General features: G+C 37.4%; 27 protein-coding genes and 1 pseudogene. 19 read left to right on the top strand and 9 right to left on the bottom strand.

Annotation, left to right across the window (positions count from 1 at the left end):
• Positions 1-176: 176 nt before the first annotated feature.
• On the top strand, positions 177-1,199 hold the full coding sequence (locus IPL24_14970; protein MBK8364910.1) for a hypothetical protein: 1,023 nt from the start codon (positions 177-179) through the stop codon (positions 1,197-1,199).
• Between the two features lie 133 nt (positions 1,200-1,332).
• Here the strand turns inward: IPL24_14970 and IPL24_14965 are convergent, their stop codons facing one another.
• From IPL24_14965 to IPL24_14940, 6 genes and pseudogenes are all read right to left on the bottom strand, one after another.
• Positions 1,333-2,520, bottom strand: a complete 1,188-nt coding sequence (locus IPL24_14965; protein ID MBK8364909.1) for a T9SS type A sorting domain-containing protein — start codon at positions 2,518-2,520, stop codon at positions 1,333-1,335.
• A 155-nt stretch (positions 2,521-2,675) separates the two neighbouring features.
• Entirely contained in the window at positions 2,676-3,410 is a 735-nt protein-coding gene (locus tag IPL24_14960; protein MBK8364908.1) for a hypothetical protein, read from the bottom strand.
• Positions 3,411-3,425: 15 nt separating this feature from the next.
• Complete coding sequence (locus IPL24_14955; GenBank protein ID MBK8364907.1) at positions 3,426-5,444, bottom strand: T9SS type A sorting domain-containing protein; 2,019 nt, start codon at positions 5,442-5,444, stop codon at positions 3,426-3,428.
• A gap of 150 nt (positions 5,445-5,594) precedes the next feature.
• Positions 5,595-6,098, bottom strand: a complete 504-nt coding sequence (locus IPL24_14950; protein MBK8364906.1) for an ORF6N domain-containing protein — start codon at positions 6,096-6,098, stop codon at positions 5,595-5,597.
• A gap of 69 nt (positions 6,099-6,167) precedes the next feature.
• Positions 6,168-7,657 (bottom strand): annotated as a pseudogene (locus IPL24_14945) (GH3 auxin-responsive promoter family protein).
• A gap of 14 nt (positions 7,658-7,671) precedes the next feature.
• Positions 7,672-8,535, bottom strand: coding sequence for a M23 family metallopeptidase (locus tag IPL24_14940; GenBank protein MBK8364905.1), 864 nt, complete (start codon positions 8,533-8,535; stop codon positions 7,672-7,674).
• A gap of 321 nt (positions 8,536-8,856) precedes the next feature.
• On the opposite strand from IPL24_14940, the gene IPL24_14935 reads away from it, so the two are divergent.
• The 10 genes from IPL24_14935 to IPL24_14890 all read left to right on the top strand — a co-directional run bounded on the left by IPL24_14935 (position 8,857) and on the right by IPL24_14890 (position 15,512).
• Positions 8,857-9,312: a hypothetical protein gene (locus IPL24_14935; GenBank protein ID MBK8364904.1), complete on the top strand. Its 456-nt coding sequence runs from the start codon at positions 8,857-8,859 to the stop codon at positions 9,310-9,312.
• Positions 9,258-11,549 carry a tetratricopeptide repeat protein gene (locus tag IPL24_14930; GenBank protein ID MBK8364903.1) on the top strand — a complete coding sequence of 764 codons (2,292 nt, stop codon included), beginning with the start codon at positions 9,258-9,260 and terminating at the stop codon, positions 11,547-11,549. The genes IPL24_14935 and IPL24_14930 overlap by 55 nt, the downstream gene beginning before the upstream one ends.
• 44 nt (positions 11,550-11,593) lie before the next feature.
• Complete coding sequence (locus IPL24_14925) at positions 11,594-11,791, top strand: KTSC domain-containing protein (protein MBK8364902.1); 198 nt, start codon at positions 11,594-11,596, stop codon at positions 11,789-11,791.
• A 188-nt stretch (positions 11,792-11,979) separates the two neighbouring features.
• Positions 11,980-12,387 carry a polymer-forming cytoskeletal protein gene (locus IPL24_14920; protein ID MBK8364901.1) on the top strand — a complete coding sequence of 136 codons (408 nt, stop codon included), beginning with the start codon at positions 11,980-11,982 and terminating at the stop codon, positions 12,385-12,387.
• Positions 12,344-12,580, top strand: a complete 237-nt coding sequence (locus IPL24_14915; GenBank protein ID MBK8364900.1) for an AtpZ/AtpI family protein — start codon at positions 12,344-12,346, stop codon at positions 12,578-12,580. Before IPL24_14920 ends, IPL24_14915 begins: the two co-directional genes overlap by 44 nt.
• A 67-nt stretch (positions 12,581-12,647) precedes the next feature.
• On the top strand, positions 12,648-13,007 hold the full coding sequence (locus tag IPL24_14910; GenBank protein MBK8364899.1) for a hypothetical protein: 360 nt from the start codon (positions 12,648-12,650) through the stop codon (positions 13,005-13,007).
• Positions 13,008-13,172: 165 nt separating this feature from the next.
• On the top strand, positions 13,173-13,778 hold the full coding sequence (locus tag IPL24_14905) for an outer membrane beta-barrel protein (GenBank protein MBK8364898.1): 606 nt from the start codon (positions 13,173-13,175) through the stop codon (positions 13,776-13,778).
• 126 nt (positions 13,779-13,904) lie between these two features.
• A complete protein-coding gene (locus IPL24_14900; GenBank protein ID MBK8364897.1) occupies positions 13,905-15,170 on the top strand; it encodes a hypothetical protein in 1,266 nt (421 codons plus the stop codon).
• 73 nt (positions 15,171-15,243) lie between these two features.
• Positions 15,244-15,399 (top strand): hypothetical protein, encoded by a 156-nt coding sequence (locus tag IPL24_14895; GenBank protein ID MBK8364896.1) that lies wholly within the window; start codon positions 15,244-15,246, stop codon positions 15,397-15,399.
• Complete coding sequence (locus IPL24_14890; GenBank protein MBK8364895.1) at positions 15,396-15,512, top strand: T9SS type A sorting domain-containing protein; 117 nt, start codon at positions 15,396-15,398, stop codon at positions 15,510-15,512. The genes IPL24_14895 and IPL24_14890 overlap by 4 nt, the downstream gene beginning before the upstream one ends.
• 10 nt (positions 15,513-15,522) lie before the next feature.
• On the opposite strand, the gene IPL24_14885 is transcribed toward IPL24_14890, so the two are convergent.
• The 3 genes from IPL24_14885 to IPL24_14875 all read right to left on the bottom strand — a co-directional run bounded on the left by IPL24_14885 (position 15,523) and on the right by IPL24_14875 (position 17,103).
• Positions 15,523-16,344 carry a phytanoyl-CoA dioxygenase family protein gene (locus IPL24_14885; protein MBK8364894.1) on the bottom strand — a complete coding sequence of 274 codons (822 nt, stop codon included), beginning with the start codon at positions 16,342-16,344 and terminating at the stop codon, positions 15,523-15,525.
• Between the two features lie 282 nt (positions 16,345-16,626).
• Positions 16,627-16,917, bottom strand: coding sequence for a YtxH domain-containing protein (locus tag IPL24_14880; GenBank protein MBK8364893.1), 291 nt, complete (start codon positions 16,915-16,917; stop codon positions 16,627-16,629).
• Between the two features lie 30 nt (positions 16,918-16,947).
• Positions 16,948-17,103, bottom strand: coding sequence for a lmo0937 family membrane protein (locus tag IPL24_14875; protein MBK8364892.1), 156 nt, complete (start codon positions 17,101-17,103; stop codon positions 16,948-16,950).
• Positions 17,104-17,260: 157 nt separating this feature from the next.
• On the opposite strand from IPL24_14875, the gene IPL24_14870 reads away from it, so the two are divergent.
• The 8 genes from IPL24_14870 (at position 17,261) to IPL24_14835 (ending at position 24,646) form a co-directional block, all read left to right on the top strand.
• Positions 17,261-18,520, top strand: coding sequence for a T9SS type A sorting domain-containing protein (locus tag IPL24_14870; protein MBK8364891.1), 1,260 nt, complete (start codon positions 17,261-17,263; stop codon positions 18,518-18,520).
• Between the two features lie 262 nt (positions 18,521-18,782).
• On the top strand, positions 18,783-19,901 hold the full coding sequence (gene atpB / locus IPL24_14865) for a F0F1 ATP synthase subunit A (protein ID MBK8364890.1): 1,119 nt from the start codon (positions 18,783-18,785) through the stop codon (positions 19,899-19,901).
• A 29-nt stretch (positions 19,902-19,930) separates the two neighbouring features.
• Positions 19,931-20,188 carry an ATP synthase F0 subunit C gene (atpE, locus tag IPL24_14860; GenBank protein ID MBK8364889.1) on the top strand — a complete coding sequence of 86 codons (258 nt, stop codon included), beginning with the start codon at positions 19,931-19,933 and terminating at the stop codon, positions 20,186-20,188.
• Between the two features lie 107 nt (positions 20,189-20,295).
• On the top strand, positions 20,296-20,790 hold the full coding sequence (locus IPL24_14855; GenBank protein MBK8364888.1) for a F0F1 ATP synthase subunit B: 495 nt from the start codon (positions 20,296-20,298) through the stop codon (positions 20,788-20,790).
• 36 nt (positions 20,791-20,826) lie between these two features.
• Positions 20,827-21,384 carry an ATP synthase F1 subunit delta gene (gene atpH, locus IPL24_14850; GenBank protein ID MBK8364887.1) on the top strand — a complete coding sequence of 186 codons (558 nt, stop codon included), beginning with the start codon at positions 20,827-20,829 and terminating at the stop codon, positions 21,382-21,384.
• Positions 21,385-21,484: 100 nt separating this feature from the next.
• Positions 21,485-23,065: a F0F1 ATP synthase subunit alpha gene (locus IPL24_14845; GenBank protein ID MBK8364886.1), complete on the top strand. Its 1,581-nt coding sequence runs from the start codon at positions 21,485-21,487 to the stop codon at positions 23,063-23,065.
• A 48-nt stretch (positions 23,066-23,113) separates the two neighbouring features.
• Positions 23,114-23,995 carry an ATP synthase F1 subunit gamma gene (atpG, locus tag IPL24_14840; protein ID MBK8364885.1) on the top strand — a complete coding sequence of 294 codons (882 nt, stop codon included), beginning with the start codon at positions 23,114-23,116 and terminating at the stop codon, positions 23,993-23,995.
• 84 nt (positions 23,996-24,079) lie between these two features.
• Positions 24,080-24,646, top strand: a complete 567-nt coding sequence (locus IPL24_14835) for a MarC family protein (protein MBK8364884.1) — start codon at positions 24,080-24,082, stop codon at positions 24,644-24,646.
• Positions 24,647-24,715 lie beyond the last annotated feature (69 nt).

Genomic DNA, 24,715 nt, shown 5'->3' with positions numbered 1-24,715 from the left:
TCGATTTTCTTTAACATAGAGAACACAAGTTTAACATGGAGAGCATAAGAGTCGAAAGCCCAATTCTATGGTCTCATTGTGAACTCTATGTTCTCTGTGTTTTATTTGAAATTGTCGATATTGCGAATATTAATATTCTCTTACATTTGCCAAGAATCAGATTGAAAACATTGATTATGCAAAAAAAATTTCTTTTTTGTTTATTTTATATTTTTTGCTCTATAAAAATTGGCATTGCGCAGACTACGGTAATCTGCGAACGCCTATCCCTTTTCAACGAAATAAAAAAAGATGTAGCGGCAGAATACTGGCCAGAATTCGGAAGGGATACAAATCAATCGCCATTAATATATGTAACGGACTCTTTCAGTTATGTTTTTAATTCTGATCCGGAGTTTTTGAAAGATTCTGTGTTGTCTGCATTTAAATGTGGGGAAAAGAATTTAAAAAAAATTCGGAATGTTGATACCAGGCCATTTGTAATGGAAAACAGAATGAGTTTCAGTGATCGGAATTCGCCATTTTTCTACAATCCTGTTATGATGTGCAGCAGTGTGGAGATCATGCTGAAAAACATTCCTGACTTTACAACCAGCGAAGAATGGTCTCAACTTGTATTGCATGAATACTTCCATTCATTTCAGTTTCGAAACAAAGCAGTGATCGACTATCTTGCGGACACGATAAAGTTTTCTGCAGATACACTTACCTATTTTTATCTGAATGATTCAGTCTTTAAAAATTCATTGCGTGAAGAGAACAGGTTTTTGCTGGCTGCAATTCGCACAAATTCTATTGATTCAGCAGGGTATTATTACAAAAAATTCGTTGAAGAAAGAGCTTTAAGGCGGACTTACTTTCGATTGAAGTATGAGTATGATATTACGACTTACGAAAATTTCTGGGAAAAAATAGAAGGAACTGCCAGGTATGTTGAATATTATTGCGGAGATATATTTTATCATTATAGTAAATCAAAGATGAAAATTACTGACCCGCTATTTAAAAATTTCTCAGCCTTCAATAAAAAGAATTTTTCTGAAGGCAAACATTTTAAAGAACGGGAAGAAATGATGGCCTATTACTTTTATGTTACCGGATTTAATCTTTGTCGGTTGATGGATAAATTGAAGATAGAATACAAGAGCGTCTTGTTTAAGAATGGGAGAGTAGCATTGACGGATTTATTGCAAAGATAATATTGCACTTTTAGGAAATTGGAATTGTATGGCTTTGATTTTTTCTCAACACAAGAACACTAGTTTAACACTTAGTACACAAAAGTGCACAGCTAATTCCGTGCTCTTATTGTGAACTTGTGTTCTTAGTGTTTTAATGATTACTGCTTATTTGCAAATCAACTTCCCCGAAAAAAACCTCATCTCCATAATTAAACGAAATAAAATAAACTCCCGTAGCAAGTGATCCAAGACCAATTTGTATTTTATTCTCGTTCAGGGTATGTACTGTTGGTTTTGAGTAAACTTCTTTTCCCGATAGATCCTTGACGGATAAATTTTCAATTCGGGTAATTTCTTTTTCAAAATTTATTTGAACGTAACGATCAAATGGATTCGGAGAAATAGAAACATCTGAAGTTTCGTTGAGGCCATTCAAATTTGTGCTCAGATTTCTGATGCGTATGATCATGGAATCAGAAGTGCTGTTTTCGCTGGGATCGAAAGCTGTTACACGAAAAATATAGTCGCCATCTGCAAAAATCCGTGTATCAAAAAATAACAATGAATCTGTTGCATCAATTGTATCGTTACCATCGGAATTGGTTATGATGTGATAGAAGTCGCGGTCTGTATAATTGCCGATGGAGTAACATGTCTGGTCAAATGAATAGATCGTTTGTAAAAGCAGTTGTAAATACGGACCGGAATTGTAATTGTCATTGAAGAAATTGAATTCATATGCGAAAGTGTCAAGCAGCATTGTTTGAGGGCTCGATAATGGCGATAAACTGTAACGCAACTTATTCACATCAACTTTCCATGTTGAGTTGATCTGATCGTATACTTTCGAAATGATCTTTACTTTTCCAAACAAACTGTCGGGTGACAAATAAATTCCTGACGAATCCCGGAAAGCAAATTCATCATTGCCAATTGTCTTTTCAAAGACCGGAGGCATACTGTCATAAAAATTTGTCATATACGAAAGAGGATTGTCGTAAGTCCACCAACCGCCATTCCATATGAAACCTTCATCGTAGATCCTGGCAAAATGACAATGCACAAAACCGGCGACAGGAAAATCTACAAGTTGCCCGATCAGTTCTCCTTCTGCTACCGAATCGCCGACAACATAAGGAATACTCGTTTCTTCAAGGTGCGCATACAGATATCCGGTTGAAGAGTCAGGGATATTTTCATTTCCAATTGCTATTCTCCAATGAAATTCTGCACTCGTCGTAAGAATAGCTTTTACAAAACCCGGCTTGACAGAATAAACATCCTGAAAAAATATTCCAAGCAAGTCTACTCCCGGATGAGGATAAATATTTGCACCCATAGAATAATCCTGGATCTCGTCATAGCTGTTTCCTACAGGCTGATAAACGGTATCCTGATAATAATTGATCGGATTACGGATCTGTTCTCCCGGTAGAGTAGAGGTACGAGTGTTGTTAGGTGTTTTATTATTTGCAAAATGCTTTAGCGGGTAAATTACTGTTTCATCTTTTTCGAATGAAATAAGATCACTGTGAAGTAAGACTTAAATTCAAAATTTTCCGAAAACACCTTTTTTGTACTAATGAAAAGTTTGTTTCCGATTTCTTCTACATCAAAAATATTTTCTGATGGTTCTGAAAACACTTTCCTAAGAGAATTTCCCTCTGCAATGCTGAGATTGTTTCTCAAAGTAATCAATAATTTATTCTGAAAAAAAAGTAATTTGTTTACCTGTTCAGTTACTGAAAAAATTTTCCCTTTAAAATGAACAGCGTGATTTTCTTCATTGTAATAAGCAAAGAAATTATCTTCAGAGAATTCAAAAATAGTTGATCCGTCAATTTGTGTGACAGATAATTTTTCAAAGTCTATCAATTGAATTGAACGTGTGTCATGAAATGCCGCAAATGTTAAGTCGTTCGACAATTTGAAATTGATCGTCTGCCGGAAAGACATTTGCTTCTGCAGTATCCCTTGCAAATTATATATCCGTACCACACTCACTGCATCATCGTCATTTGATTGCAATGTGATATATCCAAAATGAGTCCTGAATTTGGTATTTCCAATTAGAGGAAGTGTAATTATCTGTTCGGAATTATCTACTTGTGCGGATGAATGATTATTAGTGTTGCTGCTATTCTCGATCAAGTGCCCGGCAAAATTTAGATGTTGTCCTGATACATAAACAGAGATAAAAAGCAGGGAAACTAGAATGATTGGTCTCATGAATTTATTTATAGTCTAATGCGATACAATTAATTTATGAAAATTACTCGTAATTCCAGTTCTTGTTTCAATAATATAGATGCCGTTCTTTAAATAAGTTGTTGAAACAATATTTTTACGTTCTGTTGTACTTTTTTCCAATACAATTTTCCCAAACAAATCTGTAATTTTTATTTTTTCAAAAGGACGACTTTCTGTTTCAATGGTGAATTCTTCATTCGCAGGGTTTGGGAATATTTTTACTGAACTATATTTATCTAAATTTTCAGAGGTGGTAAGAACAATATTCAGTGTGTCAGAAATTACATTAACAGGAACAAAGCAACCCCCTTCGGTTATCATATACGATGGATTGGGAAACATATAATTGCCAACAGGCATAAAAGGAGGCATAATAGCACTGATTCTGAAAATTGTGTCACCGGCAATGGAAATATTCTGATGATCGTTTCTGCAAAATATCATTCCCAAATATGAGTTGGACAAAGAGGTATCTGAAACATAGATATTCAGATTCGTTGCAGTATCTCCAATTACATTGTTTTTATATTCTACTTCAAATGTACTTCCAAAATATTGAACATAAGAGACTATTGGCTCAATGGAAAAACCGTAAATACTATCAGTAGGATTACTTGTAGATCCCAATATTACGCTTGCACGAATAGTATCACCCGGATTTACAGTGGCGTTATCGTAAATTATTCGAACAAGAGACCCTGTTGAATCATTGTTTTCATGTGCGTAATGATTATTATGTTGATCTAAAAATGTTATATCATCTATATTAATTGTCCCGTCCATTACTCCATCTGAAAATCGGTAATTGATTCCACAATCAGATTCTTCCGGCCATAGTTCAGAGTAAGTAAGATAGCCTGACATATTTTCATTAACCTGATTGATATTTGTCGATTGGCCAAGTGCGGCTGCAGCAAATAGTCCATCTTCAATATACAAGACATCTGAATTATTGTTAGCATCACCGGCAAGAAAAAAATTACATGAGTCTACTGTGCCATTTGCTTCTTCGTTTACTTTGATTAAAAATGAAGAATATCTTCTGTAAAAATCAAAGTTATTATAGTTGACAAAACCTCCCCCTGTAAATATTGAACCATCAATTCCGGAAGCGACTGTTGTGAGACGCGATAAGGTTAAAGTAATAAGGTTGGAATCAACAATTGATCCGGAAGAATCAAGAACAAATATCATTCGATTATCTACGGAAACTAATCCATCTGTCGAGTGCATAATATCGTACCAATTTCCCGGAGGTTTGGTTTTAGTCCATAATTTATTTCCTGTAACAGCATTTACCTTGACTAATGAATCGTCAGCAAAATAAATGGATGTTTCAGAGCAAGCAATTATTGGCCTGTTGGGAATTGTCCAAATAATATTTCCGGCAGTATCTATTCTTGAAAGCAATGAATCTTCAACAATGTAGTCGTCATTGGCAAAAACGAAACAGATCTTACCGGGGGTCATTATTGTTGATGGTAAGTCGATAAAATTTGAATCAATATTGCAATAAAACCCGCCATGCTGATTGGGAACAACAGAAGAAATTATATCAATAGGACCACTAATTGAATTTGCCCAGTTGTGAATCAGACTTCTTACTCCATTTTTTGAGATTTTATACAGTTTAAAATCCGGTGGCCACAAGAAAGAAAAAGTCTCAAGGTAAATGCAGCCGCTGTCGGGTGTGGCGTATAAATTTGATGCTGTCGTTTCGGTCGATGATGTTCTGTAACCTACAAGTATCGAGGAAAGAATGTTTCCCATACTATCAACATGATAAATCGATTGACTATAACCTGGGGCATCTTTGTTCAGAACAAAATAAGTCTCGTCAGATGCCCGAACAATTTTTTGTGGCCCTATCCACAATGAATCTTGAGTCTGACCTGTTGATGGCATAGTCTCATAGTGCAATGTCTTCACCCATGTAGATTGATGTTGACCAAAGCACAAACAACTAAAAAACATTAAGAAGTTGAAAAAGACGAAGAATAATTTTGTCTTCATGAAGTATGATTTCAGCTAATGTAATTAATCGATTTGATATTATGGAGAGTACTAGTTTGTTATTTGGTGAACAGGTCTAAATCATAGGTTATTTAGGTAAAACAAACCGAATTTTGTTTTAATAAATTGCACAATAAGTAAATTTGTAAATTATTTATATCCTATTCTTGTTCTTTCATTCTGTTTTATTACTTGAGAATCCTGTTTTAATAAATATTCTAAGGCTTCATAAACATCTTCAAACTGCCCATTGTATTTATGCTCTAGCTCCAATAATTTTGAAGTTAAGTCTTTATGTGTTATCGCATATTTTCGGATGAAGACAAAGACTCTCATAATTGAAATGTTAACATTAATGGCCTTGTCGGTATTTAATATTCCACTTAGCATTGCAAGACCTTGTTCAGTAAATGCATAAGGTAAATATCTTGTTCCTCCTCTGCCTTTTGAGGTTTCAAATTGTAACCTCATACTTTTCCATTCATCTTTTGTCAATTGGAACATAAAATCATTTGGAAATCGTTTTATGTTTCTTTTTACAGCGAGATTAAGATTCTTAGTCTGAATTTCATACAGTTCTGCAAGGTCGAAATCTAACATAACATTTTGACCCCTGATTTCGTAAATTTTTGTTTCAATATTTTGAAGATACATTAAAGGCAAAAGTACAATCAAAAAAAGAAAAATAAAACCTCATAAAAGCGACTTTTTTCTCTAAAAGCACTATAAAAATTTTTCTAGTTCATTTGCTAACTTCCTGTCATTCGACAGCCTCGGAACTTTATTCTGTCCACCTAGTTTTCCCAGTGAACGCATGAAAGAAATAAATGCATCTTTACGAAGATGTCTTATCTTCAATGGCTGTAAAATATTTCCGGAGATGAGATCTTTGTAATAAATATTCTGGCGCTGCAGACTATCATCAACTGCTGCTGCAAACTTTTCCATATTGTCGGGAAGCTTTGCAAACTCAATGAACCATTCATGATATGGCAAACCGTTTTCAGGAGTTACTTGCGGCGCAACAGTAAATTCAACGATCTCTGCATGTTGTTGCTGTGCTGCATGCATCAATGCTTTCTCCACTTCTTCTGTAATCACATGTTCGCCAAATGCAGAAATAAAATGTTTGATGCGACCCGTTACAAGAATTTTGTATGGATCTTTTGAAACAAATTTTACAGTATCGCCAAGACTATATCCCCAGAGCCCTGCATTCGTATTCAGGATGATTGCATAGTTAACTCCAAGTTCTACATCTTTCAGTGAAATGCGTGTCGGATTTGTATTCCAGTATTCACTCGCAGGAATGAATTCGTAAAAAATTCCGGAGTTCACCATTAGTAATAACGACGGATCATTTTGCTTATCCTGATAGGCAATAAATCCTTCACTAGCCGGATATAATTCTATACTGTCAACTTTTTTACCGATACTCTGTTCAAGTTTGTTGCGATATGGTTCATAATTCACTCCACCATAAATGAACAAGTCGAAATCCGGAAAAATATCTTTGATCTTTTTCCTGTGCGCTCAGTAAGTTTATCAAAATACATTTGTACCCAAGGCGGAATTCCGGAAATGAGTGTCATGTTCTGACTTACGGTTTCTTCAACAATTGCATCTACTTTTTTTTCCCAGTCTTCAATACAATTTGTGGCATAAGTCGGCAGTTGATTTCTGCGGAGGTAAGAAGGCACATGATGATTTACAATTCCTGAAAGCCTGCCAACAGGAATTCCATTGATTGTTTCCAATGCAGGACTTCCGGAAATGAAGATCAATTTACCATTCAGGAATTTTGCTTTTCCGGTTTCATGAATGTAACTTAGTAATGCATTCCTTGTAGAGTTAATGTGATTAGGAATGGAGGCACGTGTAAGCGGAATATATTTTACACCTGAAGTAGTACCTGAAGTTTTTGAAAGATACAGCGGCTTTCCGGGCCAAAGAACATTCTCTTCGCCGAGTTTTATTCGTTCAATATAAGTTTTGAAATCTTCGTAATCACGAATGGGAACTTGTTCACGAAAAGATTCATACGATTTCACAGAAGACAGCCAATGATCTTTTCCAAACGATGTTGTTTTACTCCCTGTAAGCAACTGTTCGAAGATCCGCTTTTGCATTAGTGCCGCATTTTTCGACCATAGCATAGTTTGCTTCGTCATATACGATGCAAGCGGTTTGCTGAGTAGTGGAAGAAATGCCATATAGAGTATGAAAATTAAAATGCTACAAATTGCATCGGGTCAATCGGAGTACCGTTGAACCACAATTCAAAATGCAGGTGTGGACCTTGACTAAGTTCGCCCGAATTTCCGATAATTGCAACAACATCACCGGCTTTTACAAAATCACCGGCCTTTTTTAAAAGAGCTGAATTATGTTTATAAAGAGAGAAGAGGTTGTTCGAATGTTGTATACCTATGACATATCCTGTTTCCGAAGTAAAGTTAGCGAAAACCACTGTGCCGTCAAGAGTTGCTTTAATGGCTTCATTCGGATTCGAAACAATGTCTATTGCATAATGTTTGGTTACCGGATCAAACCGGTTTGTAATACTTCCCTTTAATGGCGGAAAAAATAAAAAACTCTTTATACTATTTCTGATAGAAGCAGATCCTTCTGTCAAAGAATATGCATCCTGTGTTTCAATTTGTTTTCGTAATTCTTCATCCGATTGCGAACGATTCAGATGATGAATGGTATCATACTTTGTTGCACCTTCTTTCTGTTTTGCAGTATCATCATTCGGTAAAGTCCCATTAATTACATTCCTGATATTTTCAATGTATGCATTTCTGTTATCGATCTCAGCCTGCAGGGAATCTGTTTTTAATACCATATTATAAACATGGCGCTGAGTTTTCAGATCTGCATACCCGGGAATGTATTCCCGCAATCCCGTAAATGCTATTATGAAAGTTGTGATTGTAATAAGTAAAATGATAACAATTCCTGTTGCAACAAAAACCTTAAGCGGTCGCAAGTTAAAAGAAGCTTTTTCTTCAAACGTTTCGTCGTTCATAATGACCAATCGAAACTTGCCTCGCAGTTTGCGGATGTATTTTAAATCTCGGAACTTCATTTTTTAAAGGAGGTGCAAGCTACTTTTTTTTGTGCGTATTTCAAGGGTGACTACTTGAATTGGTGAGTTGTAAGTAGTAAGTGTAAGTAGCAAAGCAAAAATCTTGAAACTAATTACTCCTTTCAAGTCAAGTCGATTGAGTTTTAAAGCTCACATTACAAGCGGCTTACAAAATGATTTGTTAATTTTAATAACCTGGTGCGTCTTGATTTTTAGCTGATTTAAGTTGTGCTTTGCTACTCACTAATTACTACGGACCAGTCACTAAATTCCATTGGAATTTTAAAATATTTTCGCAAATTTGCAGTTATACCCAATTCAATGATTCCTGATCATCTTTTTCGTCGAACGGCAAGGTTTGGCCTTGTTGCGCTGTTGCCACTGGTAATGGCGTGGTCATCGTGCTCAAATACGAAGGACTCGTTGATTACCAGGACTTTCCATAATCTTAGCGCACATTATAATGGTTATTATAATGCCGGATTAAAACTTGAAGAGGCCACAGATAAATTAGCGGAGTCGCATACAGATCATTACGACCGTATTTTATCAGTTTTCCAATATGCTGATGCTACAAAAGCAAAGGCTATTTATCCGCAGTTGGAAGATGCTATGAAACGGACTAAGACTGTGATCGAAAGACATACGATCATCGATAAACGTGGAAATGAAAAACCGGATTCGGAGAAATGGATTGACGACAACCATTTGTTGTATGGAAAATGTCAGTTTTCAAACACGACTATTTTGAAGCGATTGAAACATTTAAGTATGTAGAATCAACTTACAGAAAAGAAGCCGGACGTCATTTAGGATCTTTGTGGCTGGCTAAAACATATTTAGAACTAACGCAATTACGCGAAGCAGAAGAGAAGCTTGACTTTGTTCGCAATCAAGGCGATTTTCCTAAGAGCAGTAAGTGGGAACTTGAAGCAGTGAATGCTGATTTCTATCTCCAGACAAAAAATTACGACAAAGCCATCGATCATTTAACACGCGCTGCTGCATTGGTAAAAAAGCGTGACACGAAGATTCGTTGGTTATTTATACTCGGACAATTACATCAGCAAAAAGGAAATTTCAAACAAGCCTTTGATCTTTATACAAAAGTGATCAAAATGAATCCGAAGTATGAAGTTGGATTCAATGCTCGCTTGAATCGTGCGCGTTGCTCTGATGGAACTTCAGGAAACAATCTTACTGTCCGGAAAGAATTGGAAAGAATGAAATCGGATCCGAAGAATAAAGATTATCTGGATCAGATCTATTATGCTTTGGCCGGTTTAGAAAAAAATGAAGGCAACGAAGTCGGGCAAATTGATAATTTGAATTTGTCGATACGTTCAAGTCTGGCAAATGTGAATCAGAAAGGACTGTCATATCTTGAATTAGGAAAAATAGCTTTTGCAAAAAGAGAGTACATTCAGGCGCAAGCTTATTACGATAGTACCACATCAAGTCTTTCCAACGATTATCCTGATTACACAGAAATATTGAACAGACGAAACAGTCTGACAAAACTCGTAAAAAATTTACGGGTGATTGAGAATGAAGACAGTCTTCAGACACTTGCAAGGTTATCACCTGAAGAAAGACAGCGTATGGTTGATCAGGTTCTTGCCAATGAAGCAGCGGAGACGAAAAGGATCAATGAAGAACGCCAGGCGAATCAGATCTTTCAGCAATCAGATCCGAAGAAAATTAATGAGATGAATCGAGAGACAGGTTCCAGCTGGTATTTTTACAATATTCAGTCGGTTGGTCTTGGTATGAATGAATTTGTGAAAAAATTTGGTGACAGAATTTTAGAAGACAACTGGAGAAGAAGCAATAAACAAACAGCCGGCACAACTGAAGAGAATCCGGAACTAGAACAAATTGAAGAAGTTTCAAAAGAGGATACACTTGGTGCTGTAGCCAGTGCTGAAAAACGAAAAGCGGATATGCTGAAAAGCATTCCGGGAGATGCCGAATCAATTGAGAAGTCAACTACGAAGATCATTGAAGCGTACTATAATGTTGGATTGATCTATCGTGAACAATTGAATGACCCTGTAGCAGCGGCAGAAACTTTTGAAATATTGATCAAAAGATTTCCTGATAGTAAATATACTTTGCAATGTTACTATCAGTTGTATCGGTTGTATGCCGGTAACTTTGGCAGCAATACAACTTCAGGTGCTACTGTGATCAACAAAGAACGTTCGGATTATTTCAAGAACATTATTCTTTCACAATACGGAGACACTGAATATGCAGAGATCATCCGTAATCCGAATTATGCAGCTGATAAAGCCAACCGTAAAACAGAATTGGAATTATTCTACGAAGAAACGTACAGAAAATACCTGAACGGCGAATATCAGGCAGTGATTCAGAGAAAGGCACAAGCAGATTCACAATTTCCAAAAAGCATTCTGTCGCCACAGTTTGAATTGTTGAAAGCACTTGCAATTGGTAAGACACAACCATTACCAACTTTTGAAGCTTCGTTACTGGAAGTGATCCGCAATAATGCAGAGCACCCGGTGAAAGACCGTGCGCAGGAAATTCTGGATGCAATTCATGCAAAAGGAACAGTTACTCCGCCACCTTCAACCGGTACTGTTCCCGGACCGAAAGACCCTGAAATTGCTGTCAGTGCTTTTAATTACAATCCGGATACGACACATTTTGTAGTGGTAATTTTCCAGAACATTGGCGGTGCAATTGAACCAAACCGATTCAAAACAAAGCTATCCAATTTCAATTCTACAAATTTCGGCTCGAAAGCAATTCAGGTGCAGGACTTGTTATTCGGACCACGGAATAAAATCTTTATCCTTAGGGCATTTACCAATAAAGCGGATGCTTTAGCCTACAATACTACTTTGTATGATAATGATGATGTTTATGGAAGCGTGAGTACGGATGAGTACCATCAGTATGTTATCTCTGCAAATAATCTTGCTACCCTGATCAGCCAGGCTAAAATTGAAGAGTACGAAGATTTTTACAGAAACTTTTACCGTTAGTTTTGTCAGAGTGAATCAAGGCATTATTTTTTCTGTATTTATACATGCCATCTTCTGTCATTAAAACATATCATTATGATCCGGAAACCAAAGAGTTAAAAATTGTATTTGTTTCAGGATTGATCTATAAATATAGAGAAGTGCCTGAAGAAATATTTTTAAGAATGAAAGGCTATACCTCCAAAGGTGCTTTTCTGAATAAGTTTATTAAAAGAAATTTTGTTTTTGAGCGGATTGATTAATTTTTTGAAGATGATCTTTCGCATTTTATCCATTTATGATGCAAATTCCGCTAAATTAGCCGTCATACTAAAACCAAATTATATTCTATATTTGTAATCCTGAACCTGAAAACGGGGAATTTGAAGGTTCATTTATTAATTATTAAAATTGGGACAAGATGTTTAACAACAAAGGAAACAAAGAGAACATGCCTGCATCAAAAACTGTTGAAGGCGGAAATTCTTCGATCAATCTGATCGGAGCAGGAACGGTTATCGAAGGAGATATTCGTTCGAATGGTGATATCAGAATTGATGGAACCGTAATTGGCCATGTCATTTCAAAGGCTAAAGTAGTAATTGGTGCTACAGGTGTGGTGGAAGGCGATGTTAACAGTCAAAACGCTGATGTCTCCGGTGTGATTAAAGGAAAGACTGCTGTTTCCGAATTACTCTTTCTGAAATCGTCTTCTAAAGTGATTGGCGATATCGTTACCGGTAAATTGGTTGTTGAAGTAGGTGCAACATTTACGGGATCATGTAATATGGGTCCGGTCATTAAAGACATTAAGGATGCCGACAAATCAATCGAAATCAACAAAGAAAAAACCGCCTGAAGATAGAAATGCCATTATGCGTTATGCATCAATGGGCACGCAGATGATGGTCATCATCGGATTGGGCGTTTTCGGTGGAGTAAAATTAGATGAATACCTGGGTTGGAAAATTCCTGTATGTACTCTTGTATTGAGTTTACTTTCTGTCAGCGCTGCGATTTATTTAAGCATAAAAGATTTTCTTAAAAAGTAAGTGGTGAGTAGTAAGTGGTGAGTAGCAATGCTCATTAAATTCCGGATACTTTTACTCATAAAAAAGCATGAAACAATATTCTCTTTACTTTCTTCTTGTTATAGCATTTTGTGCAGCAATTATTCTGACTGTTGGTGGTTCGGCAGCAGAAGTATTATTGCGTTGGCAGATTCTTATATATTATTCTGTGATTTCTTTTTCTTTTCATTATGGTCTTGTTAAAAGTTCTGTGGGCAGGCCGCAAAATTTTATTCGTTATTACATGGCAGCAACTACTATTAAGTTGTTTGTTCATCTTGGTGTTATACTGGTTTACGCTTTAACACATCGGTCAAATGCAATCCCGTTCATAATTTCATTCATGGTAGCTTATGCCATATTTACTGCATTTGAAGTAGTTACGGCCATGAAACAGAAAAAAGCGTAAGTTTTAACATTTTCAGTCATTAACGTGTTTGCAATAATTAAATGACATTTCACTTGAAATTTGCATTTTATTAGATAAGTCATACATTTACGACCAAATAGGCGGCCGCACGCATATTCCTCTTTTAGAAAAATTAAACCATAAAAAAATATAAATTACAATCACATGAAAACAATTAGACAATTATTGAAAACAACTGCTGTTGCAGGAATTATTTTGGTTTCCACTTTTGGAACAACCAACGCACAAGTTTGGGATGAAGGAACTAATATACTGGGCGCAAGTGTTGGTATAGGAAGCTCTTTGATTCGAACATCATATAGTACAGGCTTCTCGCAAACACCTGGATTATCAGTTGCATTTGATCATGGAATGGGTGAACTGGGAAATGGAGTTTGGTCACTTGGTGGTTACCTTGGCTACAAAGCGTATACATGGGAAGATAATTATTTCGGTTCTTATTATTATAAATATAAATGGAACTTTACAATCATAGGTGTTCGTGGAGCATATCATTTTGATATTAACAGCGACGCTTGGGATCTTTATTTAGGTGCAATGTTATCATATAACATGTTCAGCGATTCTTATACTACAAATAATCCCAATGATGATCCTTCATTTCGCGCAACATACAGCTATGGTGGTGTAGGTTTCACAGGTTTCGGTGGTGCCAGATATATGATATCTGATAATTTCGGTCTTCATGCAGAACTTGGTTACGGTGTTGCTTACCTTTCTTTAGGCGCATCATTCAAATTTAAAAAATAATTTTTTTTTTAAAAAGGGCAATTCCGATGAGGAGTTGCCCTTTTTTCGTTTTGGCTACTAAGCAATTAAGATTAACTTTGCATTCGCTTTTTTTTACAACTCTATTATCCCACTTAATCTAGTCAGATGCAAAAAGCCCTGTTATTCATTATTTCTTTTTTCATTTTTGTTTCCACAGAAACATTTGCTCAAAGTCGTTTGATTTGGTCAACGACATCTGCTTTGCTTAATTCGCAAACTACAGATCCAAGAAGTTTCGCTGTCGATGGAAATGGTAACAGCTACTCTGTAAATTATACACAGTCTGCACTTTCGTTATTTACAAGTTATGTATTTTATGCACATGACGCCAATGGCGTGAAGATGTGGGAATATGTAAATGACAGTTGTCTTCTCGATTGCAATGACAAATATTTCAATATTATTCCCATTGAAAATGACGGTGCAATTTTCATCGGTGCATATAGCGATATAACAGGTACGCAGGTCCGGATCAAACGAATCGATAATCAAGGTTCATTAGTATGGCAGCAATACTGGATCACACCTTTCCTTTCTGTTCAGCCTGTTAAATCAAAGCTTGATAATAACGGTGATTTAATTGTAGGTATGAATGCTGTTGTCAACCTGACAGATCTGGAAGATTTTTGTCTTGCAAAATTTGATACTGCCGGTGGATTGCTTGACTGGCATATTGAGTTGCCTGATACCGGAACAATATTGAATCCACTATCAGAAACGATTTCTGATTTTGTAATTGATAACAATAATAATATCTACTGTGTTGGTACAGGTTCAAATAGCACCGACGTAAAAAATTATTATTTCAAGATTGATGATAGTGGAACATTGGATTACCTTTTTGAGAATACATATGACGGATTAAATTCAAGTAATCATTCAATTGCAATTGATGCGTCCGGAAATTTTTATACACTCGGACATTCCGGAACTAAACCAAAAGTTGAAAAGTATAACGATTTATCAGGGTCGCTGATATGGTCGGAAGGAATTGAAAAAGATTCTGCTGAACTTTCAAATGTTGGCTTTGAAATTGTCGGGAATGAAATTTTTGTAGCAACAAATTTTACTTATTTTAATTCCGGAGGTACCTGGGACAATTTACATTACCAGATAAGTAAACTCAATTCATCAGGAGCTCTACAGTGGCAGAAAGAATATTTCACAGAATTCGATTCAATGGCGATTCAGGATGGTTTCGGTGGCGCTGTGCAATTTGAAGTTTGTGATGCATCTTTGTATTTGCTTTCAGCGCAACATTTAGATCAGGTTAACAATATTCTTCTTCTTCACAAAGCCGACCTATCAGGTGTTACTGTATGGCACGATACCGCTTCGATCTATACTACCCCCGGGCTTCATAAGTTTTGATCACAGTTGTGATATTTATCTCACCCGTAATTTCAATACTGTTAATATAACTGAAAAGTATAATTCAGGTCCGTTGAGCTCTATAGAAAATACAAGTCTACTTTCCGACTTCACAATTTTTCCAAATCCAACTGAAAGCGAATTCACAATTAACATGAGTGAAGAAATTACCGGAAATGCTTTCGCAGTAATTTATAATTCTTTAGGAGAAAAATTCAAAGCGTATTGATTACCACAACAACGACAAAACTTTCTCTTTCAAATTTTCCATCAGGAATTTATTTCGTTCAGATCGTCAGCGATGGCAAGCAGCAGTTTTCGAAGATGCTTGTTAAAAAGTAATTCGTATTAATTATTTCGCCAGTTTCAAAAACCTCAGATAAAACGGGGTCTTACTCTTACTATTTCTTTCATCAGCAGGACCGGAGAGCATAGAAACATACATCACGCGTCTATGACTTTTTTCTCCTATGTGTGGCGACATAGCAACACGATGCCATAATCTTCCATCATGTATACACAAGTCGCCGGATTCAGCTTCCATAGAAACTTCATCCGGATCTTCTTTTGTATTCAGTACCTGAAGTTTTTTAAACATAGTTTGAAATGCATTTTGCTTATGAGTACCGGGAAGCGTGCGGAGGCCACCGTTTTCCGGACCGGAATCTGTCAGATAAATACCGATGTTGAGCATTGGATACAAACCTTTTCCCAATAGAAAATCGCGTGCAACATCTGTATGCCAGCCGAGTTGTTTGTAATTACTTGTTTCAGTGTTCACATAGTGATTTGCAACAACACCGTCTTTTTCATTCAACCCAATTCGTCTCGGATAACCGGCATCAGGAAGTAATTCTTTCAGGTTTTGTAAACGTGAATCATCATACAGTGCAGCGACTTCAGGAACATTGTGTGAAGTATAAGGGAAACGTTGAATGATCGGTTGTTTGTTTTCGTCTTCACCGAATTTGATAGGAATACCATTGATCTTACTGACTCCTTTCGAGATCAATACTTTTTGTTTTTCATCGATCGCTGCTGAAACAGTTTGCGCACGTTCACGTGTGATAAAATTTTTATAATGAATGAACCCATTTGCATTAAAAAAATCTTTTTCCTCTTTTGAAAGAGTATCTTTTAATTCAAACTTCGGGTAAGAAATCGTTTTGCTCACAAGTCTGGTTTTAATAGAGCAAAATTATTTATTCAGAAAAGATGCAAGATGATTTTTGTCAAGAAAATGGTAAGTGATTGTTTTTTTTGGTTAACGGGTTGAAATTTTAACACTGAGATCACTAAGTTTTTGTCACAAGAGCACAAGCGTTACTCCCTTTGTGCTCTTGTGACAAAAACTTAGTGATCTTAGTGTTTTATTTTTGTTATCAGGTTTGGAAAGCGGCAACCTGTTAACCTGAAGACAATAAAAAAAGCCGGAAGATAACTTCCGGCTTTGATTTTACTTTGAATTCACAAAGTCAGTCGCTTTCGACTTAATATCCGTTTTAAGATCGTCAAGTTTTTCTTCTGCAAGATGTTCAAGTTCCTCCGCTTTCTGACGCAGGTCATTTGCTTTAGAACGCATTTTACGTTTAAATTCTCTTGCAAGATCATCAGCACCGTCTATGATTTTGCTTCTGGTAGAACTACCTTTATCAGGAGCAAATAATACTCCAAGAGCAGCTCCGGCAATAGCACCTACTACTAATGCGCCGATGATTTTAATTGATGAACCGTTGTTTTCTTCCATAATTTTTTCTGTTTAAAATTCTTTTTAATATTAAACCGGATTCTTTCCTTGAATAACCCGGAGAATGACTGCAATCAAAGCGATGACAAGCAGTACGTGAATAATTCCACCTGCACTGAAAGCAAAATATCCTAATGCCCAGACAATGATCAGAATTACAGCAATTGTGTACAATAGATTGTTCATGATATATCGTTTTTTTAATAGATATAAATATCCATGCCTGAATAAATCACCATATCTTCGAAAGAATAGATTTTTTCTATGAATTGAATTCTGCTTTTTAAAATATTGTTAATTTGAAGAAAATTAGCTTATATTGTATAACCACAAATAAATTATCATGCGTCAACTTTTACTCATATTGGGAATTACATATTGTTTTTCCTTTCAAACACAAGCACAACGAACTTGTGGTACAATGGAGAATTACGATCACCAAACCGGAAAGGACCCATTGTTGAAAAAGCATTATGAAGATGCCTTCAGTAAAATTATCGCAAGTGAAGGTCAAGTGCAGCGCGCCTCAGGAGCTGTAATTACAATTCCTGTAGTAGTGCACGTCATACATGATAATGAAGCGATCGGAAGCGGAACAAATATCGACGATGATCAGGTCATTTCGCAGATTGAAGCTCTTAACGAAGATTTTCGTCTGATGAATGATGATTCATTAACGCCCGGACATCCCTTCTGGCAATATCAGGCGGATGTAAGGATAGAATTCTGTCTGGCCAGACAAACTCCGGGCGGTCAACCTTCTACAGGTATAGAACGCTTCTATGGCGGGCTGGATTGGGAAATGTCAGACTGCGAAACGGTATTGAAGCCATCGACCTTCTGGGATCCAAGCCGTTACTTGAATTTATGGTCTGTTGACTGGGGTGGAGCAAATTCAGATCTGCTTGGCTATGCACAGTTTCCGGGAGGAAGTGCAAATACGGATGGTGTTGTGATCGGCTATCAGTATTTTGGATACAGAGGAAATGTAACTCCACCATACGACAATGGCCGGACCGGAACACATGAAGTTGGTCATTGGTTAGGATTACGTCATATCTGGGGCGATGCAACTTGTGGAAACGATCTGATTTCAGATACACCACCTCAGGAAATGGATAATTCCAATTGTCCATCATTTCCACACAATGCATTTAGTATCTGCGGTTCCGATGCAAACGGGGAGATGTTCATGAACTATATGGATTATGTTGACGACAGGTGTATGGTAATGTTTACCGATGGACAATCAACAAGAATGAACGCAGCCCTTACCAGTCAGCGAAGTACTTTGATTACTTCAAATGGTTGCTCAACCCCTAATCCGGGGATTGATGAGAATACATTGTTTGGTGAAAGCATAAGTATTTTCCCAAATCCTTCAACAGGTATTATAAGGATTGGAACTAAAAATCCTGCTTCTAGTAACCTGTTGGTTCAAGTCACTGATCTTTCCGGAAGGTTAATTAAATCTTTTTCCATCAAAAATCCCGCACTCCAATCCGAACTCGATTTGTCCGGTCTTTCAGCAGGAACTTATTTATTACATTTTAATCAGAAGGATTTGAATGCAACCAAAAAGGTGTGTTTGACCGGGTATTGACCTGGATTTAATAGATTTTGGGATTTCCCGGATTGAATCCCGCAATCCCGAAATCCATTAAATCCCGGTAAAAATCCTTTTTTTCACAGTCACTTAATTAATACTAGGTCCAATTAAGGCACGAACAATGAAATCATATTAATCAGTTAAATCAGATTAATCCCGGTAAGTTTTGGTAAGTAACCCTTTAAATATTACTTTTGCGCTCTCTTTAAAAAACGCTGATCCCAAATCAGTGTAATGCATTCAAAACGTGGAATATATGAAGTTAAAATTGATAGGAATGCTGGTTTGCCTTTTTGCAACAACAAGTGTGTTGGCAAATGAGGAACATGCTCCTAAGGCAGCCGGAAAGTTTGATGCCGGAAAGATGATCGTAGAGCATATTTCAGATTCACATGACTGGCATATCATGGGAGAAGGAGAACATTCTGTTTCTGTTCCGCTTCCAGTTATAGTTTACAATAAAGAACGTGGCTTTTCAATGTTTATGTCAAGTCGTTTTGAGCACGGACATAAAACATACGATGGATATCGTTTACACGAAAACCATATCGAAGCAGTGAATGAAACGGAAGTAACAGATGCACATACTGCAACTGTTAATGAAGAACTGACTGCTGCTACGTACGATATTTCAATTACAAAAAATGTATTTGCACTTTTAGTCAGTGTGATCCTGATGCTGGTAATTTTTCTTTCAGTTGCAAAAGCATATGGAAGAAGAAAAGGAATGGCACCGAAAGGTCTTCAGTCATTGATTGAAGTACTTGTTGTTTTTGTTCGTGATGAAATCGCTAAACCAAGTATCGGGAAAAACTATGCGCGTTTCATGCCGTATCTACTTACTGTTTTCTTTTTTATCTGGATTAACAACTTATTAGGTCTGATCCCGATCATGCCGTTTGGTGCAAACGTTACAGGAAATATTGCAATAACAATGACGCTTGCTGTTATAACATTCCTGATCACAACATTCTCAGCAAACAGACATTACTGGAGACACATCTTTGCAATGCCGGGCGTACCGGTTGGTGTATTGGTGTTGTTAACTCCTATCGAATTGCTTGGAGTTATCTTACGTCCATTCGTATTGATGATTCGACTTTTCGCAAACATCACTGCAGGTCACATTATCGCTTTGTCATTCTTCTCACTCATTTTCATCTTCGGTGAAATGAATACAGGATTAGGATTCGGCGTATCGATAGTATCAGTCGGCTTTGTCATCTTCATGACAGTGCTTGAATTATTAGTTGCCTTCTTACAGGCTTTTGTTTTCACATTGCTTTCTGCAATTTATTTCGGAGCAGCAATTGAAGAGCACGATCACGATCACCATGGTCAAGATGCTCATGTAGAAGAAGCCCTTATCATTTGAATTAGTTAAACCCTTAAATAATAATTACTATGTTATCTTCAATTCTCCTTCAAGAAGTAGCCGGAAACCTTGGTCTTGGTTATGGTGTTGCTGCTTTAGGTGCCGGACTTGCTGCTCTAGGAGCAGGTGTTGGTATTGGTCGTATCGGTGGTTCTGCATTGGAATCAATCGCTCGTCAACCTGAGGCTAGTGGCGACATCCGCGCCAACATGATCCTTACAGCCGCTCTTGTGGAAGGTGCTGCCTTCTTCGCAATGGTTGTAGGTCTTCTTGTTACCTTCAAGTAAGAAATTAAAAACATGCTCAACGGTTGGTTGAGCATGTTTTTATCCTGTAAAGGATCCATTCGGGAGTTAAAGAGTAAATTCATTAAAAAGAAAAAAATCAAAATACAATGGAATTAATAAAACCACAGTTCGGACTTATTTTTTGGATGGCTTTGTCATTCCTTATCTTAATGTTTATCCTGGGAAAATTTGCTTTTCCGATAATCATGAAGTCGTTGAAAGAACGTGAAGATTCTATCACAAATGCATTAAGTGCTGCAGAAAAAGCAAAGAAAGAAATGGCAGCTTTACAAGCTGACAATGAAAAGTTGCTTGTTCAGGCAAGAGCAGAACGTGATCTTATGTTAAAAGAAGCACGTGATACAAAAGATGCTATTGTATCTGAAGCAAAAAATAAAGCTCAGGCGGAGGCAAATAAAATTCTTGCAACTACGCGTGAGACCATCAATAATGAAAAGAATGCTGCAATCACTGAATTGAAAAATCAGGTTGCTGCTATGTCGATTGAAATTGCTGAGAAGATCCTTCGTCAGGAATTAAGCAACGACGAAAAACAAAAGACTTTGATGGATAATCTGATGAAAGATATTTCGCTTAACTAATAACGAAAACAATTTTCATCAACTAAGTTTAGACAAATGGTAGATATACAAGTTGCAAAAAGATACGCTAAATCAGTACTCGAGCTTTCGAAAGAAAATGGAGTAGTGGATGCTGTCAGCGATGATATGAAGTTATTCATAACTGTGTGCGAACAGAATCACGATTTAGTATTGATGCTTTTGAATCCGATCATTGCCACTGATAAAAAAATGAATGTGTTAAACAGCATTTTCAACGGCAAAGTAAATAAGCTTACTATCTCTTTCTTTGAGATCGTAACACGTAAAGGTCGTGAGAAATATCTTGTTCAGATCGCAAAAGAATTCGTTGCAAAATATAAGCAGTTAAAGAACATTCAGACTGCAGAGATCACTTCTGCAGTCGGACTTGACGATAATCTCCGCAAAAAAGTTTACGATCTTATCCGTAACAGCACAAATTCAGAAGTGGAATTGATAGAGAAGATCGACAACAAACTCATCGGCGGATTTATCCTTCGTATGGATGATAAACAATACGATGCTTCTATCTCTTCAGAGCTTCGCAAACTTACACAGGCATTCTCTTCTAATCCGTATGTAAGAAAGAATTAGTTACAAGTTTCAGGTCACCCAACCTGAAACCTGAAAACCTGCAACAATAATTAATAGAGCAGTTTCAATTATAACGAACAAAAATAAAATCTAAATAAAAATGGCAGAAGTAAGACCCGATGAAGTATCAGCCATATTGCGACAGCAATTGGCAGGGTTCAAAACAGAAAAAGAACTCGAAGAAGTAGGAACTGTATTACAGGTAGGTGATGGTATCGCCCGTATCTATGGTTTAACTCGTGTTCAGTCAGGTGAATTGATCGAATTCGAAAACGGCCTGCAAGGAATCGTACTGAATCTTGAAGAAGATAACGTCGGTGCCGTATTGCTTGGAGTTTCTTCGGACATCAAAGAAGGTGATATTGTAAAACGTACCGGAAAGATCGGATCAATTCGTGTTGGTGAAGGTATGTTAGGTCGTGTTGTCGATACATTGGGAAATCCAATCGACGGTAAAGGACCGATCACAGGCGACACTTACGAAATGCCAATCGAGCGTAAAGCTCCGGGAGTAATCTTCCGTCAACCGGTTACAGAACCACTTCAGACAGGTATCAAAGCGATTGATGCAATGATTCCGATCGGTCGTGGACAACGCGAATTGATCATTGGTGACCGTCAGACAGGTAAGACAGCTGTGGCCATCGATACGATCATCAACCAGAAAGAATTTTACGAAAAAGGCCAACCCGTATTTTGTATTTATGTAGCGGTAGGACAAAAAGGTTCTACAATTGCGCAGATCGTGAAGACACTTACTGAAGCTGGTGCAATGCCATACACGGTGATCGTTGCTGCCCCCGCATCAACTCCGGCGCCGATGCAATTCTTTGCTCCAATGTCAGGTGCTGCCATAGGAGAATTTTTCCGTGACACAGGTCGTCCGGCATTGATCGTTTATGATGATCTTTCCAAACAAGCAGTTGCCTACCGTGAAGTATCACTTCTTCTTCGTCGTCCACCGGGCCGTGAAGCATATCCTGGTGATGTATTCTACCTTCACTCTCGTCTTCTTGAAAGAGCTGCGAAAGTCATCAACTCTGATGCAATTGCAAAAACAATGAACGATCTTCCTGATTCGATCAAACATCTTGTAAAAGGTGGCGGATCATTGACTGCACTTCCGATCATCGAAACGCAGGCAGGTGACGTATCAGCATACATTCCAACGAACGTGATCTCCATCACCGATGGCCAGATCTTCCTTGAAGCAAACTTATTCAACGCAGGTGTTCGTCCTGCCATCAACGTAGGTATCTCTGTTTCGCGCGTGGGTGGTAATGCACAGATCAAGTCGATGAAAAAGATCGCAGGTACGTTGAAATTAGATCAGGCACAGTATCGTGAGTTAGAGGCTTTCTCTAAATTCGGTTCTGATCTTGATGCTTCAACAAAAGCTACGATCGATAAAGGTTCACGTAACGTTGAGATTCTTAAGCAAGGACAATATTCTCCGCTTACAGTAGAGAAACAAGTTGCAATTATCTATTGCGGAACAAAAGGTTTGTTGCGTGATGTTCCTGTGAACAGAGTAAAAGAATTCGAAACTGAATTCCTTGGACTTCTTGATGCACAACATCGTCCGACTCTTGACGCAATCCGCGGAGGAGCGATCGATGATAAAGTTACAAGTGTACTTGAGAAAGTAGCTTCTGAGTTAACACCAAAATATAAATCATAATTCTTTTCTTCTCCGCCTTGGCGGAGAAGGATTGAAAAAGGAATAAGCATGGCAAATTTAAAAGAGGTACGTAGCCGCATTACTTCAGTAATTTCTACACAGCAAATTACGAAGGCAATGAAAATGGTAAGTGCTGCAAAGCTGCGCAGAGCACAGGATGCAATTGTAATGATGCGACCTTATGCTTCGAAACTTCGCGAGATCATGGAAAACATTTCCGGCTCACTTGATTCAAGTGTTGGTGGACAATATTCTGTTGTTCGTCCTGTGAATAAAGTATTGATCATTGCGGTCAGTTCAAATCGTGGATTGTGTGGGGCGTTCAATGCGAACATCAATCGTACGATAAGCAAAATGATCCGTGAAAATTATGCAAGTCAGGCGCAGTCAGGAAATGTAAAAGTGATGAGTATCGGAAAAAAATCGTCAGACTTTTTTGCAAAAATGGGAAACCTGAATGGCGGTAATCACAATGAAATTTATGCCAATATTAATTTCGAAGCGGTATCTAAAATTGCTGAAGGCGTTATGAAGAGTTTCGCTGCAGGAGAATATGACAGAGTAGAAGTTGTTTACAATCAATTCAAGAATGCAGCTGTTCAGATAGTAATGGTTGAACAAGTACTTCCGATCGTACCTCCGACAACTGTTAATGTAAGCAAAGCTGTAAACGATTATATTTTCGAACCTGCGAAAGAAGAACTGGTATTGGACTTGATTCCAAAATCTGTAAAAGTTCAGTTATACAAAGCAGTTCTGGATTCCAATGCTTCCGAGCATGGAGCCCGGATGACAGCGATGAGCAAAGCCACGGATAATGCCGGAGATTTGCTTAAAGAATTAAGATTGTCATATAACAAAGCACGACAAGCTGCGATTACCGGGGAAATCCTCGAGATCGTTGCCGGTGCAGAAGCATTAAATGGTTAAAATAAAAAAGTCCTGATGTGAGTCAGGACTTTTTTATTTTGTATCATTGTTAATCGAAAAACAAACTATTTTTTCCAGCCCTAAATGGATTTGAATTTACGAGACATACTGACGGTTTCGACCATTCTTTTTGCTGTCATCGATATAGTAGGGTCAATACCTGTGCTCTTGCAGGTCAAGTCAAGAGTGGGCTATATAAAAGCCGAACAGGCTACATTCGTTTCACTTCTGATCATGATTCTCTTCCTTTTTCTGGGAGAGTCGATCCTTAAATTTCTGGGAGTCGATGTCAAGTCATTTGCCATTGCCGGCTCACTGGTCATCTTCTTTTTGGCTATTGAAATGATTTTAGGGATCAGACTGTACAAAGATGAAATTCCGGAAACGGCCAGTATTGTACCGATAGCATTTCCATTAATAGCAGGAACTGGAACCATGACCACTTTGCTTTCCTTAAGAGCAGCCTACGACTCAATCACCATAATATCAGGCATTTTCCTCAATTTGGTGCTTGTTTATGTGGTTTTAAGAAATTTATACAGACTGGAACGCTTCCTTGGTACAGCAGGGATCAGCATATTGCGAAAAGTATTCGGAATCATCTTACTGGCAATAGCTGTAAAGTTATTTCGGACAAACATCGGAATATGAGTGTTAATACGGGTTTCCGCCCTTGAAATATGAAAAATAAGTTCTACATTTGAAATATCATCCAAATTA

This window comes from Bacteroidota bacterium, assembly GCA_016711505.1.
In the GTDB taxonomy this organism is placed as follows: Bacteria; Bacteroidota; Bacteroidia; order AKYH767-A; family 2013-40CM-41-45; genus JADKIH01.
This window is presented reverse-complemented; position numbering and strand designations above follow the sequence as displayed.